The 15,862-nt window shown below is 62.1% G+C and carries 15 protein-coding genes; 1 reads left to right on the forward strand and 14 read right to left on the reverse strand.

All coding sequences use genetic code 11. The features are described from left to right. The first annotated feature begins 140 nt into the window (after positions 1-140). On the forward strand, positions 141-3,143 hold the full coding sequence (polA, locus tag QA648_RS18065) for a DNA polymerase I (RefSeq protein WP_283048472.1): 3,003 nt from the start codon (positions 141-143) through the stop codon (positions 3,141-3,143). A 213-nt stretch (positions 3,144-3,356) separates the two neighbouring features. On the opposite strand, the gene phnN is transcribed toward polA, so the two are convergent. The 14 genes from phnN to phnG form a co-directional block, all read right to left on the reverse strand. Beyond that, the gene (gene phnN / locus QA648_RS18070; protein WP_283048473.1) at positions 3,357-3,959 is read right to left on the reverse strand and encodes a phosphonate metabolism protein/1,5-bisphosphokinase (PRPP-forming) PhnN; all 603 of its coding nucleotides are present in this window, start codon (positions 3,957-3,959) and stop codon (positions 3,357-3,359) included. Continuing rightward, entirely contained in the window at positions 3,956-5,095 is a 1,140-nt protein-coding gene (locus QA648_RS18075; protein ID WP_283048475.1) for an alpha-D-ribose 1-methylphosphonate 5-triphosphate diphosphatase, read from the reverse strand. Before QA648_RS18075 ends, phnN begins: the two co-directional genes overlap by 4 nt. A gap of 16 nt (positions 5,096-5,111) precedes the next feature. After that, positions 5,112-5,798, reverse strand: a complete 687-nt coding sequence (locus tag QA648_RS18080; protein ID WP_283048476.1) for a DUF1045 domain-containing protein — start codon at positions 5,796-5,798, stop codon at positions 5,112-5,114. 188 nt (positions 5,799-5,986) lie between these two features. Then, a complete protein-coding gene (gene phnE / locus QA648_RS18085; protein ID WP_283048478.1) occupies positions 5,987-7,333 on the reverse strand; it encodes a phosphonate ABC transporter, permease protein PhnE in 1,347 nt (448 codons plus the stop codon). 8 nt (positions 7,334-7,341) lie between these two features. After that, positions 7,342-8,322 carry a phosphonate ABC transporter, permease protein PhnE gene (gene phnE, locus QA648_RS18090; RefSeq protein WP_283048481.1) on the reverse strand — a complete coding sequence of 327 codons (981 nt, stop codon included), beginning with the start codon at positions 8,320-8,322 and terminating at the stop codon, positions 7,342-7,344. Between the two features lie 80 nt (positions 8,323-8,402). Then, positions 8,403-9,308 (reverse strand): phosphonate ABC transporter substrate-binding protein, encoded by a 906-nt coding sequence (phnD, locus tag QA648_RS18095; RefSeq protein ID WP_104821588.1) that lies wholly within the window; start codon positions 9,306-9,308, stop codon positions 8,403-8,405. Positions 9,309-9,400: 92 nt separating this feature from the next. Next, positions 9,401-10,261: a phosphonate ABC transporter ATP-binding protein gene (gene phnC / locus QA648_RS18100; protein WP_283048484.1), complete on the reverse strand. Its 861-nt coding sequence runs from the start codon at positions 10,259-10,261 to the stop codon at positions 9,401-9,403. A 306-nt stretch (positions 10,262-10,567) separates the two neighbouring features. Next, the gene (locus QA648_RS18105; protein ID WP_283048486.1) at positions 10,568-11,185 is read right to left on the reverse strand and encodes a DapH/DapD/GlmU-related protein; all 618 of its coding nucleotides are present in this window, start codon (positions 11,183-11,185) and stop codon (positions 10,568-10,570) included. Beyond that, positions 11,182-11,889, reverse strand: coding sequence for a phosphonate C-P lyase system protein PhnL (gene phnL, locus QA648_RS18110; protein WP_283048488.1), 708 nt, complete (start codon positions 11,887-11,889; stop codon positions 11,182-11,184). The genes QA648_RS18105 and phnL overlap by 4 nt, the downstream gene beginning before the upstream one ends. Before the next feature lie 9 nt (positions 11,890-11,898). Continuing rightward, positions 11,899-12,675, reverse strand: coding sequence for a phosphonate C-P lyase system protein PhnK (gene phnK, locus QA648_RS18115; RefSeq protein ID WP_104821592.1), 777 nt, complete (start codon positions 12,673-12,675; stop codon positions 11,899-11,901). Further along, positions 12,672-13,568, reverse strand: a complete 897-nt coding sequence (locus tag QA648_RS18120) for an alpha-D-ribose 1-methylphosphonate 5-phosphate C-P-lyase PhnJ (protein ID WP_283048489.1) — start codon at positions 13,566-13,568, stop codon at positions 12,672-12,674. The genes phnK and QA648_RS18120 overlap by 4 nt, the downstream gene beginning before the upstream one ends. Continuing rightward, positions 13,565-14,674, reverse strand: a complete 1,110-nt coding sequence (locus QA648_RS18125) for a carbon-phosphorus lyase complex subunit PhnI (protein WP_283048490.1) — start codon at positions 14,672-14,674, stop codon at positions 13,565-13,567. Before QA648_RS18125 ends, QA648_RS18120 begins: the two co-directional genes overlap by 4 nt. A 3-nt stretch (positions 14,675-14,677) precedes the next feature. Then, complete coding sequence (gene phnH, locus QA648_RS18130; RefSeq protein WP_283048492.1) at positions 14,678-15,307, reverse strand: phosphonate C-P lyase system protein PhnH; 630 nt, start codon at positions 15,305-15,307, stop codon at positions 14,678-14,680. Then, positions 15,304-15,783 carry a phosphonate C-P lyase system protein PhnG gene (gene phnG, locus QA648_RS18135; protein WP_283048494.1) on the reverse strand — a complete coding sequence of 160 codons (480 nt, stop codon included), beginning with the start codon at positions 15,781-15,783 and terminating at the stop codon, positions 15,304-15,306. The genes phnH and phnG overlap by 4 nt, the downstream gene beginning before the upstream one ends. Positions 15,784-15,862 lie beyond the last annotated feature (79 nt).

Here is a 15,862-nt window from a genome sequence, read left to right on the forward strand (position 1 = left end):
AATATGGTTTTTCAAGGGAATCCGCAGATTAGATTGATTAAAAATTGGTAACGTTTCGGTGAGAGATTTTGCCCTGTCTGCACATCGCCAGATGGAACTTTATATGGACGTTGGAGGTGCGCCACGCTATCCATGCTTCCATGAAAAAAGGTGATCATCTCTTCCTCGTCGACGGCTCCGGTTTCATTTTCCGGGCCTTTCATGCCCTGCCGCCGCTGACGCGCAAATCCGATGGATTGCCGGTCGGCGCCGTCTCCGGTTTCTGCAACATGCTGTGGAAGCTGTTGACCTCGGCGCGCGACACCTCGGTCGGCGTCACGCCGACGCATTTCGCGGTCATCTTCGACTACTCCTCGAAGACATTCCGCAAGGATATCTATGATGCCTATAAGGCAAACCGCTCAGCGCCGCCGGAAGAGCTGATCCCGCAATTCGGGCTCATCCGCGAGGCGACGCGCGCCTTCAACCTGCCTTGCATCGAGACCGATGGCTTCGAGGCTGACGATATCATCGCCACCTATGCCCGCCAGGCCGAGGCGATCGGCGCCGACGTCACCATCATCTCCTCCGACAAGGATCTGATGCAGCTCGTCACTCCCATGGTCCATATGTATGACAGCATGAAGGACAAGCAGATCGGCATCCCCGATGTCGTCGAGAAGTGGGGCGTGCCGCCGGAAAAGATGATCGACCTGCAGGCCATGACCGGCGATTCCGTCGACAATGTGCCCGGCATTCCCGGCATCGGCCCGAAGACGGCGGCGCAGCTTCTGGAGGAGTTCGGCGATCTCGATACGCTGCTCGCCCGCGCCGGAGAGATCAAGCAGCAGAAGCGCCGCGAAAACATCATCGCCAATGCCGAGCTCGCCCGGATTTCCCGGCAGTTGGTGACGTTGAGGACCGATGTGCCGCTGGAGCTGCCGCTCGATGCGTTGGTGCTCGAGCCGCAGAACGGCCCGAAATTGGTCGGCTTCCTGAAGACGATGGAATTCACCTCGCTGACGCGTCGCGTCGCTGATGCCTGCAATTGCGACGCGGCTGCAATCGAACCATCCGAGGTCAAGGTCGAATGGGGCGATACCGCCCATGGCCCCGACCTGGATGTCGGCGAAAATGTCGATCTTGTTGCCGGCAGCGAGGTCGCGGCCGAGGGTGCCTCCGTGCCTGCGCCGGTCGTCAAGTCGCGCATGGCGTCGGAGAGTGCCGCAGAGCCGGCCGAACTCGCCAAGGCGCGGGCGGCAAGCTTTGCCACCGCACCGATCGATCATTCCACATATGTCACTATCCGCGACGTGACCGCGCTTGATCGGTGGATCGCGGACGCGCGCGAAACCGGCATCGTCGCCTTCGATACGGAGACGACCTCGCTCGATGCCATGCAAGCCGAAATCGTCGGTTTTTCGCTGGCGATCGCCGACAACCGGAACGATCCCTCCGGTGCGGTCATCCGCGCTGCCTACGTGCCACTCGGGCACAAGAACGGCGTCGGCGATCTGCTCGGCGGCGGGCTGGTGGACAATCAGATCCCGCTGCGTGATGCCCTGCCGCGGCTGAAGGACCTGCTCGAAGACGCCTCCGTCCTCAAGATCGCGCAGAACCTGAAATACGACTATCTGCTGATGAAGCGCTATGGCATCGAGCTCAAGGCCTTTGACGACACGATGCTGCTCTCCTACGTGCTCGATGGCGGCGCCAATGCCACGCACGGCATGGACAGCCTGTCGGAGCGCTGGCTCGGCCACAAGCCGATCGCCTATAAGGATGTCGCCGGCAGCGGCAAATCCAACGTCACCTTCGATCTCGTCGATATCGACCGCGCCACGGCCTACGCCGCCGAGGATGCCGATGTGACACTGCGGCTCTGGCTGGTGCTGAAGCCGCGGTTGGCAGCGGAAAAGCTGACGAGCGTCTATGAGCGCTTGGAGCGGCCGCTGTTGCCGGTTCTCGCCCACATGGAAGAACGCGGCATCACCATCGACCGGCAGATCCTGTCGCGCCTCTCCGGCGAGCTGGCGCAGGGCGCCGCGGCCCTTGAGGATGAAATTTACACGCTGGCCGGCGAGCGCTTCAACATCGGCTCGCCGAAACAGCTTGGCGATATTCTCTTCGGCAAGATGGGCCTTGCCGGCGGCAACAAGACCAAGACCGGGCAATGGTCGACCTCGGCGCAAGTGCTGGAAGACCTGGCGGCCGCCGGCTTCGAGCTGCCGCGCAAGATCGTCGACTGGCGCCAGCTCACCAAGCTGAAATCGACCTATACCGATGCGTTGCCGGGCTATGTCCACCCCGAGACCAAACGGGTCCATACCTCCTATTCGCTGGCCTCGACCACGACCGGACGCCTGTCCTCCTCGGAGCCGAACCTACAGAACATCCCGGTTCGCACTGCTGAAGGCCGCAAGATCCGCACGGCTTTCATTTCGACGCCGGGCCATAAGCTGATCTCCGCTGATTACAGCCAGATCGAACTGCGTGTGCTGGCGCATGTCGCCAATATCCCGCAGCTCGAACAGGCCTTCGCCGACGGCGTCGATATTCACGCCATGACGGCCTCGGAAATGTTCAGCGTGCCAATCGAGGGCATGCCGAGCGAAGTGCGCCGCCGCGCCAAGGCGATCAATTTCGGCATCATCTACGGCATTTCCGCCTTTGGTCTCGCCAATCAATTGTCGATCGAGCGCTCGGAAGCCGGCGATTACATCAAGCGGTATTTCGAGCGTTTCCCCGGTATCCGCGACTATATGGAAAGCACCAAGCAGGCCGCGCGCGACAAGGGCTATGTCGAGACCATCTTCGGCCGCCGCGTGCATTTTCCGGAAATCCGCTCCTCCAATCCGTCCGTGCGCGCCTTTAACGAACGCGCTTCGATCAACGCGCCGATCCAGGGCTCCGCCGCCGACGTCATCCGCCGCGCCATGATCAAGATGGAGCCGGCGCTTGCGGCAGCCGGCCTCGCCGATCGCGTGCGCATGCTGCTGCAGGTGCACGACGAACTGATCTTCGAAGTCGAAGACGCCGATGTCGAGCGCTCGACGCCAATCATCGTGTCGGTAATGGAAAATGCCGCCATGCCGGCGGTGGATATGTCCGTGCCGCTGAAGGTGGATGCCCGCGCGGCTCACAATTGGGATGAGGCGCATTGAGCCGCGGGCGCAGCAGGAGGTCGGTCCTCATGGTGAGGTGCGGAGGCCTGAAAGGCCGAAGCCTCGAACCACGAGGACGGGTGGAGGTATTGCTACCGGGCCACCTCCTGCTTCGAGGCCTTGACGCTTGTGCGCCAAGGCACCTCAGCATGAGGCGGTGAGAGATCCGCGATTTGGTGTGCAAAAAAATGCGCCGGGCGGAACACCGGCAGCTTACTTCCCAATCAGCGCTTCCAGCACGGAAATGATAGCGCGTTCGGCCTCGTCGAGTGTGCCGCTATTGTCGATATCAGCGACGTCGTAGCTGCCGTTGACGGTGAGCGAGCTACGTTCCAGCCGCTTCAGCACATCCTCGCGGCTTTCGCGACCGCGTGCCATCAGCCGCTCTGCCAATACCTCGCGCCGCGCCGTGACATTGATGACTTTCAATTGCGGAAAGGCGGCCTGGAAGCGGTCGAGCACGGAACGCGAGCCGTTGGCGATGACGAGATGGCCGCGGGCAAGCTCCTCCCTGACCGCAGCCGGAATTCCGTATTTCAGCCCATGCGCTTCCCAGGAGACGGCGAAGGCGCCGGCTCGCTCCATGGCGTCGAAATCGGCGTCCGAGACGCTTTTGTGATCCTCGTTGCCGGCATCGCTTTCCCGGGTGATGACGCGGCGGACAAAATGAACATCCGGCCGGCCGGCAAAATGCCGGGCGGCAAGATTCATCAGCGTATCCTTGCCGGCCCCACTCGGTCCGACCACCACGGCCATGATGCCGACGGTATCGGCCGATAGGCTGTTAGCCGGCTTTATGTGGGCCTCCACCGTCATGCGACACGCCGTCCTTCTCGCCAGACAGCGCGCGTCACCGGCACACCATGATCGCGACGGACGCGCACGAGATCGGCGCGCAGGCCCTCGGCGATGCGGCCACGGTCGTTCAGGCTGACGGTCTTTGCCGGGGTTGCGGTCACCATGGCGATCGCCCGCGGCAGCGAAATGCTCTCCACCTCGTCGGCGAGGATGAAGGGAGCATGCAGCAGGCTGAGCGGCACATAATCGGAGGACAGAACGTCGAGGACTCCGAGTTCGGCGAGATCGCGGGCGGCGATATTGCCGGAATGCGACTTGCCACGAACGATGTTAGGCGCGCCCATCAGCACGCTCATGCCCGCGCCGTGCGACGCCTTGGCGGCGTCGATGCTGGTCGGGAATTCCGCAAGGCGAACGCCATAATTGATGGCTTCGTCAACATGGGCGAGCGTCGCATCGTCATGGCTGGCGATGGTGATGCCGCGCTCGGCGCAGACCTTGGAGATGGCGTCGCGATGTGGGGTCGCGTATTTGGCCGATTCTTCCTGGCGCTTGGCGACGAAACGGGCAAAGGCCTCGTCGCTCAAGCCGCGCTTCTTCTGATAGTAGAAGATGTATTGATCCATGGTCTGGAACTGGCGCTGGCCGGGCGCATGGTCCATCAGCGAGACCAGGCGGACGTAAGGATCTTTTTCGAAGTCCTGGAAATGATCGAGGACGTTGTCGGCGGAGACTTCGCAACGCAGGTGAATCAGGTGTTCGGCGCGCAGCCGATCTTCGCGTTCTGCCGCCTGGATCGCGTCGGCCATGTCGCGCATCTCGCCGCGCTCGAAACCGCCGTCTTCATCCGAGCCCATGCGCAAGCAGTCAAATACGGTGGTGATGCCCGAGGTGACGATCTGGGCGTCATGCGCCTGGATGGCGGCCGTCTTGTTCCAGCGCACGCCGGGGCGCGGCGAATAATGGGCTTCCAGATGGTCCGTGTGCAGTTCGACCAGGCCGGGGATCAGGTAATCGCCCTCGAAATCCTCGCCGATAGCGGACTTGCCCTCGGAAATGCCGGCAATGCGACCGTCACGGATCAGCACGGAGCCTTCGACGATCTTGTCTTCGAGGACGATGCGGGCGTTGGAAAGGACGGTTTCTTTGGTCATGTCAGGTCTTTCGCTATTAGGCGCCGGAAAGCGGCAGCCAGGAACGGACGGTAAAGGGAGCGCCGCGCTCTTCTTCGATAAAGACGGCGAGGCCGGAAACGTGAAGCGCTTTGCCGATATGGTCGGCGAAGCGCGCGCGCAGGACGTCGTGCATGTCGGCTTGACGTTCGGTGGGGACGCGCCCGGTCAACGTCATATGGAAGCGGAACTCGTCATTGACGTAGGGATAGCCCCAGCGCAGCAGATTGGCGCGCTGCGGTTCCGTCAGGCCTTCCGGCTTACGCCGGGCTATGTCGTGATCCGAAAGCGGCGCCCGGAACGGTTCGAAAGCCTTGACCACGCGCGAGGCAAAATCCTGCAGCGGCTGGTAAAGCGAGCCGGGCACGAGCGCAAAGAATTGACCGAGCTGGCCAAGCACCAACTCGGGAATGGTGAAAGCCTTGGTCTGTGAAGCAAATTCTGTGGCGACATCGAGAAGATCGCGCTCGGTCACCGAGCTCGCAAGCTCGAACGGTGCCTTCAGCGTGGCGTGAAAGCCGTAGCGGCGCGGATCGGCGGTCAGTTCGGCATGGCTTTCCGGCACGGGACCCATGGCCTTATCGGAAAAGATCTCATCGGAAAATGCATCGCGGCCCAGCCAGAGAGCGGCAAGCGCGGTCAACGGATCGTCTTTGGGCGGCGTGAAATAGAGAGCATAGCGCAAGGCTGCATTCCTTGGAAAAATCGGCTGCGCGAGACACTGTTGGGTGATTTGCGACAAACCGCAAGAGCAGCAAGGCAGCAGCGGTTCGAATCCGGCTAAAGCGGGTTCGAGCAATGTTGTCTTGCCGACCTGCGCTACCGGATTCCCGTGACAAAATGATGATGCGCCACGATTTTTCTGAAGGCTTCTTACCGGTTCTGCGTCCCCATCAGGCGTGAGCGCAGCGCGTTGGAACCGGCATCGAACAGGAAGACGACGATCAGGATCAGCAGCACCATATAGGCGACGTTTTCCCAATTGGCGTTGGTGCGCATGGCTTCCCAAAGTTTGAGGCCGATGCCGCCGGCGCCGACTGCGCCGATGATGGTGGCGCCGCGCACATTCGATTCCCATTGATAGAGCGTCTGGCTGACGATGACGGGAACGATCTGCGGCATGATACCGTAGCGATGCACGAGAACCGTTGAGGAGCCCGTCGATTTGACGCCTTCGCGCGGCTTGTTGTCGATGTTCTCGAGCCCTTCGGAGTAGAGCTTGCCCAGCGTGCCGGTCTCCGTCAGGAAGATCGCACCGCTGCCGGCGAGCGGGCCGGGGCCGAAGGCGCGGGTCAGGAACAACGCCCAGATCAGCATGTCGACCGAACGCAGGAAGTCGAAGAAGCGCTTCAATATCTGATTAACCAGGCGGCTCGGCGTGATGTTACGGGCCGCAAGGAAGGAGAGCGGGAAGGCGGCGAGCGATCCCAGCAGTGTGCCGAGGAAGGCCATGACGATGGTCTGGAACAGCTTGGTCCAGACGTCCCCATGCTGCCAGGCGCCATTGTTCCAAATGTTGTCGAAGGCCAGCGAGAGATTGGATTGCGCCGGGTCGAGGCGCGGCCCGGAGACGATGAGGCCGATCACTTCGCTTGCCGGCTTGTCGAAGAAAGGCGAGTGCGTGTCGAAGACGAAATTCGCCCAGCCGAGGAAGCGCTTGCGGATCTTCACGCGGTCGGTGGAAATGCTGACGTCGCCGGCAAAGCCCATATTGGCGAGGATGTTGTCGTCATAGACCGTGATCCACGACGGCGGCGGTTCCGAGCCGAGGAGCTTCGGCGCGTCGCCGGTGAAATCGATCGGAACGGTGACGCCATGCGCGGTGAGGATCGCTTGCGTCTTCGTCACCGTTACGCTGCGGCCGGTGCCGCTGACCGAGATCGTCAGGCTGCCGTCGGGATTGTTCGTCACCCAATCTGGGTGCGGATTATCGCCGAGCGGCGAAAAACGCGGATATTTGACGCTGATCTTGTCGCCTGAAACGCGGAATTCCGGCTGCACGTCGTAGCTGATCCATTCGCTGAGATAGATGCCGACGCGTTCCCAATGCGCCTCAGCGATGATCTTCGGCAGGTCGAAGAACCAGACGGCGTAGATGCCGTAAAGGATCACGCCGAGAAAGATCATCAGCGCGCCGAAGCGCTGGCGGAATGATCGGTGCAGGATCTCCGGATAGCGTGCTTCGATTTCCTGCATGCGACCGGCGTCGATGACGGACATGGGCAACCTCAGTGTTGCAGAAGGAAGGCATGTTCGCCGACGAGACGGCGACGGAGCCATGCGGAAAATTGGTCGACGGCAACGATCGTCACGAAAAGCAGCAGCACGAGCGCTACCGTCTTGGCGCCGAAGCCGCGCGAGATCGAAAGCTTCAGCTCCTCGCCGATGCCGCCGCCGCCGACGGCGCCGATGATGGTGGAGGCTCGGACATTGATCTCCAGGCGCAGCAGCACATAGGACATGAAATTCGGCAGAACCTGCGGCAGCGCGGCGAAGAGAACGCGCTCCGTCCAGCTCGCGCCGACCGCCCTCATGCCCTCGTCGGGCTTCATGTCGATATTCTCGATCACTTCGTAGAACAGCTTGCCGAGTGCCCCGATCGTATGCAGGCCGACGGCGATGATGGCAGCGATCGGGCCGATCGACAGGATCGCCGAAAACAGGCCGGCGATGACGATTTCGGGAAAGGCGCGCAGCAATTCCATGAAGCGTTTGGTCACCAGACGAACCGGATGCGACGGCGACATGTTGCGCGCGGCAAAGAAGCTGAGGGGCAGGGCGACGACGAAGCCGATGATGGTGGAAACCAGCGCCACGTTGATCGTGATGATCATCAGCTCGAAATATTCAGGAATATAGAAGTTGCCCCAGACATAGACGCGGCCGTTCGGAAAATTGAACTCCTCGCCGCCGACGCCGTTTGCGCCATTGGGGCTCGGCAAGTCGAAGAGCGCGCGATAAACGTCGGCCCAATCCTTGGGGATGAGCCAGGTCAGGAAATCGAAAAGATGCGGCAGGCGATCGAAGAAATGGCCGGCATTGCTCTCGTCGGCAAAGCGGACGGAGCTGACGAAGGCGATGATCAGGATCAGCAGGCCGATGCCGGTATAAAGGCGGCGGCGCGCCACCATCCTGCTCCAGGCGTCGCCGATATCCTTGGCGCCCTGGGGAGCGCTTTGCGTCTGTAGCTGAGTATCGGCAATCGTCATGAATGTCCTGCCCTTGATGTCCTGCCCTTGTGATAGGAAAAGGGCGGCCGTCGCCGGCCGCCCTGCAGTCTGGATAGGGATTAGCCGCCGATGGCAGCCTTGCGAACTTCGACAACGGCCTTGTAGAAGTCCGGGTTCACCTTGACGTAGCCCTTGAAGTCACCGCCTTCTATCGCCGAGAAGCACTTGGCATCGGTGGTCGGGAGCTTCAGGAAGAAGTCGGTCAGCTTGGCCTGCCATTCGGTGCCGAGGGCGTTGCGAACGACGAGCGGGCCGTTCGGGATCAGCGGCGAACGCCAGACTTCGACGAGCTTGTTCGGATCGACGGCGCCCTTGTCGACTTCCTTGTGGAAGGTGCCCGAGGTGTAGCCGTCCTTGAAATCGCCAAGGCCCGAAGAGTCGTCAACGGCAACATCGACCTTGCCGTCATAGGCGGCGAGCAGGTTGTTCTCGTGACCGCCGTTGAACTGGGTCGAAGCGAAGAACTTGTCGTTCGGCATGCCGGTGGTCTTCGGAATCTGCGTCAGCGGAACGAGATAGCCCGAAGTGGAGTCCGGATCGGCGTAGCCGAGCTTCTTGCCCTTGGCGTCGGCGATCGTCTTGATGCCGGAGGACTTCAGAGCGAGACCGATCGAGTAATAGCCGGTCGAGCCGTCCGTCTGCTGCGTGGTCAGGATCGGGGTAACGGCCTTCGGGTCCTTGATGTAGGTGGCTGCATAGCCGGAAGAGCCGAGTTCGGCGAAGTCGAGCGTGCCGCCGAGCAGGCCCTGGATAACGCCGTCATAGTCGGCAGCCGGGAACAGCGATACCTTCTCGAAACCGAACTCCTTCTTCAGGTGGTCGGAGAGGCAGGCGTAGTTGCGCAGGCGGTCGGCTTCGTTTTCGCCACCGAGAATACCAACGCGGAATTCCTTGATGTCCTGAGCGGCAGCGCCGCCAGCGAGCGCGAGAAGCGCCGTGGCTGCGAGAAGGGTCTTCTTCAACATGGGTTCGTCTCCTGATTAACCGGTGTCCCCGGATGTCTTCGGTCTAGAAGAAATGCGCCCTTGACGCGGGCCTTCGATCGCGGCCGTCTCGCTCAGAGACCGGCCAGTGCCAGTGCCAGCGGTTGCGGGCCGGCGGATGCGTTTGCCGCGGCTTGCGCGGGCTGATCGGAAAGATTGATGGCGGTCGACGTCATCGTCTCGTCGATCCCGGCGCCATCCTTGTCGGTGCCGTAGATTTCCTTGACCGCCGCGGCCGTCAGCTCTGATGGCTTGCCGTCGAAGACGACGCGCCCCGCCGCCATGCCGACGATGCGTTCGCAATAATTGCGCGCCGTATCCAGCGTGTGCAGGTTGGTGATGACGGTGATGCCCTCACGCTCGTTGATGTCGCGCAGCGCATCCATGACGATCTTGGCGTTCAGCGGATCGAGCGAGGCAATCGGCTCGTCGGCAAGTATCATTTTCGGCTGCTGCATCAGGGCGCGGGCGATGGCGACGCGCTGCTGCTGGCCACCCGACAGCGTGCCGGCCATCTGCAATGCAGTCTGCTCGATGCCGAGACGTTCGAGTGTCGCAATGGCTTGGATGCGCTCCTCGCGGCTGAAGATGGAAAGCAGGCTCAGCGTGGTCGAACGCTGGTTCAGGCGACCGAGCATGACGTTGGTGAGAACGTCGAGACGGGGAACCAGGTTGAACTGCTGGAAGATCATGGCGCAATCGCGCTGCCAGTTGCGCAACGCCCGGCCGCGCAGCTTCGAGACTTCGGTGCCGGCGAAATGGATGGAGCCGGAGGTCGGATCGGCAAGTCGGTTGATCATGCGCAGCAGCGTGGACTTGCCGGCGCCGGAACGGCCGATGATGCCGACCATCTGTCCTTGCGGAATGTCTAACGTCACGGAATCGACAGCGAGCTTGTTTCCGAACCGGCGCGAGACATTCTTCAGCTCGAACATGAGGCTTTCCTTTCGCGGCTGCCCGGCTCCGCCGCAACAAACGTTGACGTCGGGGCCGCGGAAATCTGTTGGACGAGCGCATAATCCTTCGCTTCGAAGAAGCCTTCGACGCTGCCATGCGCTGAGCATGAGCAACGCATTAGTCCCGGTTCATGAACCTCCAATGTCAGATTTGTGTAACTGCTGTTACAATTCCTCCCTGTTTGCGCCCTTCCGTAACGGCAACGCAAAAGCCCGAAAACCGGGGAGATTTTCGGGCTTCGAAGAGGATTTGTGGGTGGATTGCGCGAGGACCGCGCAGTGGCGTCATGCGCCGTAGCGGATTAGGAAATCCTCGGCCGAAAGGGCGCGGAAATCGGCAAGCGCGGTGCGCAATGTGGCATGATCCCAATCCCACCAGGCAAGCTTGTCCATGCGTTCGCCGACAGCTTCGGTGAAGCGTTGGCGGATGAGCTTGGCCGGCACGCCGCCGACGATCGTATAGGGGGCGACATCCTTGGAGACAACAGCGCCGGCGCCGATGACCGCACCGTTGCCGACAGTAACGCCCGGCAGGATGGTGGCGCCATGGCCGATCCAGACGTCGTTGCCGATGGTCACGCGGTTGTCGCGCCGCCAGGTGAAGAATTCCGTCTCCATATCGGCATCCGGCCAATAGTCGGCGGCGCGATAGGTGAAGTGATGCAGCGTCGCCCGCCAGGTCGGATGGTTGGTGGCATTGATGCGCACGGCCGCGGCAATGTTGACGAATTTGCCGATGGTGGCGCACCAGACCGCGCCATCCTGCATGATGTAGGAGTAATCGCCGATCTCCGTTTCGTCGATGCGGCAGCGGTCCGAGACTTCGGTGTAGCGGCCGAGCGTCGAGTTGCTGACGCTCGCCGAGGGGCTGATGAAAGGCGTCTCGCCCAATTTGCGGCTCATGCGGCGGACTTTCTGGGCGAAAATTGCGACACGTCGAGAATGCGGCTGCCGACGGCCTCGCGCACTTCCTCGTCATGGAAGATGCCGAGGAGTGCGACGCCGGCCTTTTTCTTCTGTTCGATCATGTCGACCACGACGGCACGGTTTCTCGCGTCGAGAGAGGCGGTCGGCTCATCGAGCAGCAGAATGGCATGATCGGTGATGAAGCCGCGGGCGATATTGACGCGCTGCTGTTCGCCGCCGGAGAAAGTGGCGGGCGGCAATTGCCAAAGCTCTTCCGGAAGGTTGAGCTGCGCCAGCAGGTTGCCCGCCCTTTCGCGAGCGGTCTCGGCACTTGTTCCACGCGCCAGCAGCGGCTCGGCAACCACGTCGATGGCAGCAACGCGCGGCACCGTCCGCAGGAACTGGCTGACATAGCCCATGGTATGGCGGCGAACTTCCAGCACGGTGCGCGGATCGGCGGCGGCGAGATCGATGATCCTTTCCCGATGCGTCACCAGAATCTGGCCGCTATCGACGGCGTAATTGCCGTAGATCATCTTCAGAAGCGAGCTCTTGCCGATGCCGGAAGGGCCGCCGAGCACCACGCATTCGCCCGATGCGACGGAGAAGGAGACATCGGCGACGACCGGCAGGCGGATGCCATCGCGCAGGTGCATGGTGAAGCTCTTGAAGACTTCGGAAACGACGAGGGGGGTTGCCATGGTTTTTCCTCAAACCTGCAGGATCGAAGAGACGAGCAGTTGCGTATATGGCTCGCGCGGGTCGTCGAGCACGCGGTCGGTGAGACCATGTTCGATCACCACACCGTCCTTCATGACCATCATGCGGTGCGAAAGCAGCCGGGCGACGGCGAGGTCGTGCGTGACGATGATGGCCGACAGGCCGAGATCGTTGACGAGGCCGCGGACGAGATCGAGCAGGCGGGCCTGCACGGACACGTCGAGGCCGCCGGTCGGCTCGTCCATGAAGACGAGACGCGGACCGGTCACCAGATTGCGGGCGATTTGCAGGCGCTGGCGCATGCCGCCGGAAAAGGCGCGCGGCTGATCGTCGATGCGGTCGGCGTCGATCTCCACACGTTCCAGCCAGTCGATCGCCGTGTTGCGGATATTGCCGTAATGCCGGTTGCCGATCGCCATCAGCCGCTCGCCGACATTGGCGCCGGCCGAAACCGTCATGCGCAGGCCGTCGGCGGGGTTCTGATGGACGAAGCCCCAGTCTGTGCGCATCAGGAAGCGCCGCTCGGCCTCGTTCATGCGGAAGAGATCGCGATAGGTCTCGTCGCGCATATGGTATTCGACGCTGCCGGTGGTCGGCAGCAGCCGGGTCGAAATGCAATTAAGCAGTGTCGTCTTGCCGGAGCCGGATTCGCCGACGATCGCCAGCACTTCACCAGGCCAGAGGTCGAAGGACACATTGCGGCAACCGATGCGGCTGCCGTAAAATTTCGAGATGTCCTTGACCTTGAGGAGTGGCGTGTCGCTCATTCGGCGGCCTCCTGGTTGGAAGCCAGCCCATTGGCCGCCAACATGGGGCCGGCATGGCCATGGGCGCGGCGGTCTTCGCAGAAATCGGTGTCGGAGCAGACGAACATCCGCCCGCCTTTGTCGTCGAGGATCACTTCGTCGAGATAGACCTGCTCGGCGCCGCAGAGCGCACAAGGCTTGTCGAAGCGCTGCACTTCGAAGGGATGATCCTCGAAATCGAGGCTCACGACTTCCGTGTAGGGCGGCACTGCATAGATGCGCTTCTCGCGGCCGGCACCGAAGAGCTGCAGCGCATCCGACATATGCATTTTCGGATTGTCGAATTTCGGCGTCGGCGATGGGTCCATTACGTAGCGGCCGGCGACCTTGACCGGATAGGCGTAAGTCGTGGCGATGCGACCGTTGCGGGCGATGTCCTCATAGAGCTTCACATGCATGAGACCGTACTCTTCGAGCGCATGCATCTTGCGCGTCTCGGTCTCGCGCGGCTCCAGGTAGCGCAGCGGTTCGGGGATCGGCACCTGGTAGACCAGCACCTGATTGGGCCCGAGCTTGCCTTCCGGGATGCGGTGGCGTGTCTGGATGATGGTCGCCTCGTCCGTGCGGGTGGTGACGGCGACATTGGCGACCTTCTGGAAGAAGGCTCGGATAGAGACGGCGTTGGTCGTGTCGTCGGCGCCCTGGTCGATGACCTTGAGGACATCATCCGGCCCGATGATCGCGGCAGTCAACTGCACGCCGCCGGTGCCCCAGCCATAAGGCATCGGCATTTCGCGCGAGGCGAAGGGCACCTGATAGCCGGGAATGGCGATCGCCTTCAGGATGGCGCGGCGGATCATCCGCTTGGTCTGTTCGTCGAGATAGGCGAAATTATAGGTGGCAAGTTCGGTCATTCGGCTGCCTCCGTCAGGGGATCCTTGCCGCCATCGCGGGCGGCTTCGAAGTCGCGGCGCATGCGGCGCACCAGGTCGAGTTCGGCCTGGAAGTCGACATAGTGCGGCAGCTTCAGATGTTCGACGAAGCCGGTCGCCTGCACGTTGTCGGAATGGGAAATGACGAATTCCTCGTCCTGGGCGGGTGCGACGATATCTTCGCCGAATTCATCGGCACGGAGCGCCCGGTCGACCAGCGACATCGCCATGGCCTTGCGTTCGCTTTGGCCGAAGACGAGGCCGTAACCGCGGGTGAACTGCGGCGGCGCCTTGGCAGAGCCTTTGAACTGGTTGACCATCTGGCATTCGGTAACCTGAATGCTACCCAGCGAGACGGCGAAACCGAGTTCCGGCACGTCCAGTTCGACCTCCACTTCACCGATGCGGATTTCGCCGGTGAAGGGATGGGTGCGGCCATAGCCGCGCTGGGTCGAATAGCCGAGCGCCAGCAGGAAACCTTCGTCGCCGCGCGCAAGCGCCTGCAGGCGCAGATCGCGGGTCATCGGGAATTCCATCGGCTCGCGCGTCAGGTCGCCGGTCTCGTGGTCGATCGGCATTTCACCGTCGCCCTCGATCAGTCCTTCCTGGCTCAAAATTTCCGAGACGCGCATCACACGGCCTTCCTCCGCCGGCCGTTGCATCGGCTCGTCCACGGGCGCATCGGTGAGCAGGCTCGGGTCGAGCAGGCGATGGGTATAGTCGAAGGTGGGGCCGAGAAGCTGGCCGCCCGGCAGATCCTTGTAGGTGGCAGAGATGCGGCGCTCGATCTTCATCGCCGACGTATCTAGCGGCTGGGAATAGCCGAAGCGCGGCAGCGTGGTGCGGTAGGCGCGTAGCAGGAAGATCGCTTCGATCATATCGCCGCGCGCCTGGCGAACCGCAAGGGCTGCCAGCGTGCGGTCGTAAAGCGAGGCTTCCGCCATGACGCGGTCGACGGCGAGCGCCAATTGCGCCACGATCTGGTCGATGCCGATGGCCGGCAGCGAACGGTCGCCGCGACGACGATCGGCGAGCAGCCGGTGAGCATTGGCGATGGCGGCTTCGCCGCCTTTAACGGCAACATACATGCGTCACATCTCCGTCGCGATGATCTTGGTGGTGCGCGGCAGGCAAAGGAATTGCCGTCCCGCCGTCAGAACGAGATCGACGCCGCGCGGAAAAAGCGCGCGATTGTCGTTCCAGATGCGCAGGAACGTATCGGGCAGGCCGATCGGAGCGATCATGCGGATACCGGCAATGCCGGGGCCTGAGAGCGCGAGTTCCTTGCCGCCCTCAAGGGCTGCGATTTCGAGCAGCAGTGTCGTCGATCTGTCGGGATATTCCTGAGTGCCGACGGCGAATTGGTTGAGGGAAGCGAGCGCCATGCCGGCCTCGATAAAGGCAAAGCGCGCCTCGATCCTGTCGAATGCCACCGCTGCGCCGGTATGGAAGCTCAGCCATTCCGGCGCGGCCGACTTGGCGAGACTGGACGATAGCCACACCGGCGTATCATGATCGCAAAGCGTGAGGCCGATTGCGCCGGCAGCAAAGCCGAGGGGAGCGGGCGGAGCGATATCGGAGGTGATCGTCTGGATGATGCCAGGCCGCGCCATGGCATCCATCATCATCTTGAAGACGCTCTGCGCGTCGAACACCGGATCGGCGAAACCGCCGGTCAACGCATCGTTGCCGCGCGTCGTAGAGGTGGTGGAAAGGCTCATTTGTCTTCTCCGCGGACCATGGTGAAGAAATCGACGCGGGTGGCTGCCGTTTCCTCGGCGCGTTTGCGGTCATATTCGGCAATCCGATCGGTGACCGGCAGCAGGATGGCTTTCTCGACGAACTCCTTGGTGGCCGGCTGATGCCAGAGCGCGTCAAAGATCGCCGCGAGCCGCACCTTATCGCGGTCGGTGCCGAGCGCATGCGCGTGGCCGATCGTACCCGAGGCGAGCTTGACGGTGGCGCGCGTCACAGTGACCTCGCCGAGATTGAAGGGCGAACCGCCGCCGCCGATGCGGCCGCGCACCATGACGAGCCCGGTTTCCGGTCCTCGTACGGGCTGAACCACGGGCTTGTTGGGTAATGCTTCCCAGGCCGCGTCTAGCTCTTCGCGTTCGGCCCGCGCCAAAAGATCGGCGGCGCGCTTGCGTTCCCGGCGCTCCTGCGCTGCCGCCTCTTGCCTCTGTGCTGAATTCATCGCGTCATCCTCAAAATGTCTATTGATATAGACAACCATACAAGGTAGTTTTATATTTATTGGCGAGACGTGACAAGCG

Origin of the sequence: Rhizobium sp. CB3171, from assembly GCF_029714265.1 — a bacterium.
Classification (GTDB): domain Bacteria; phylum Pseudomonadota; class Alphaproteobacteria; order Rhizobiales; family Rhizobiaceae; genus Rhizobium.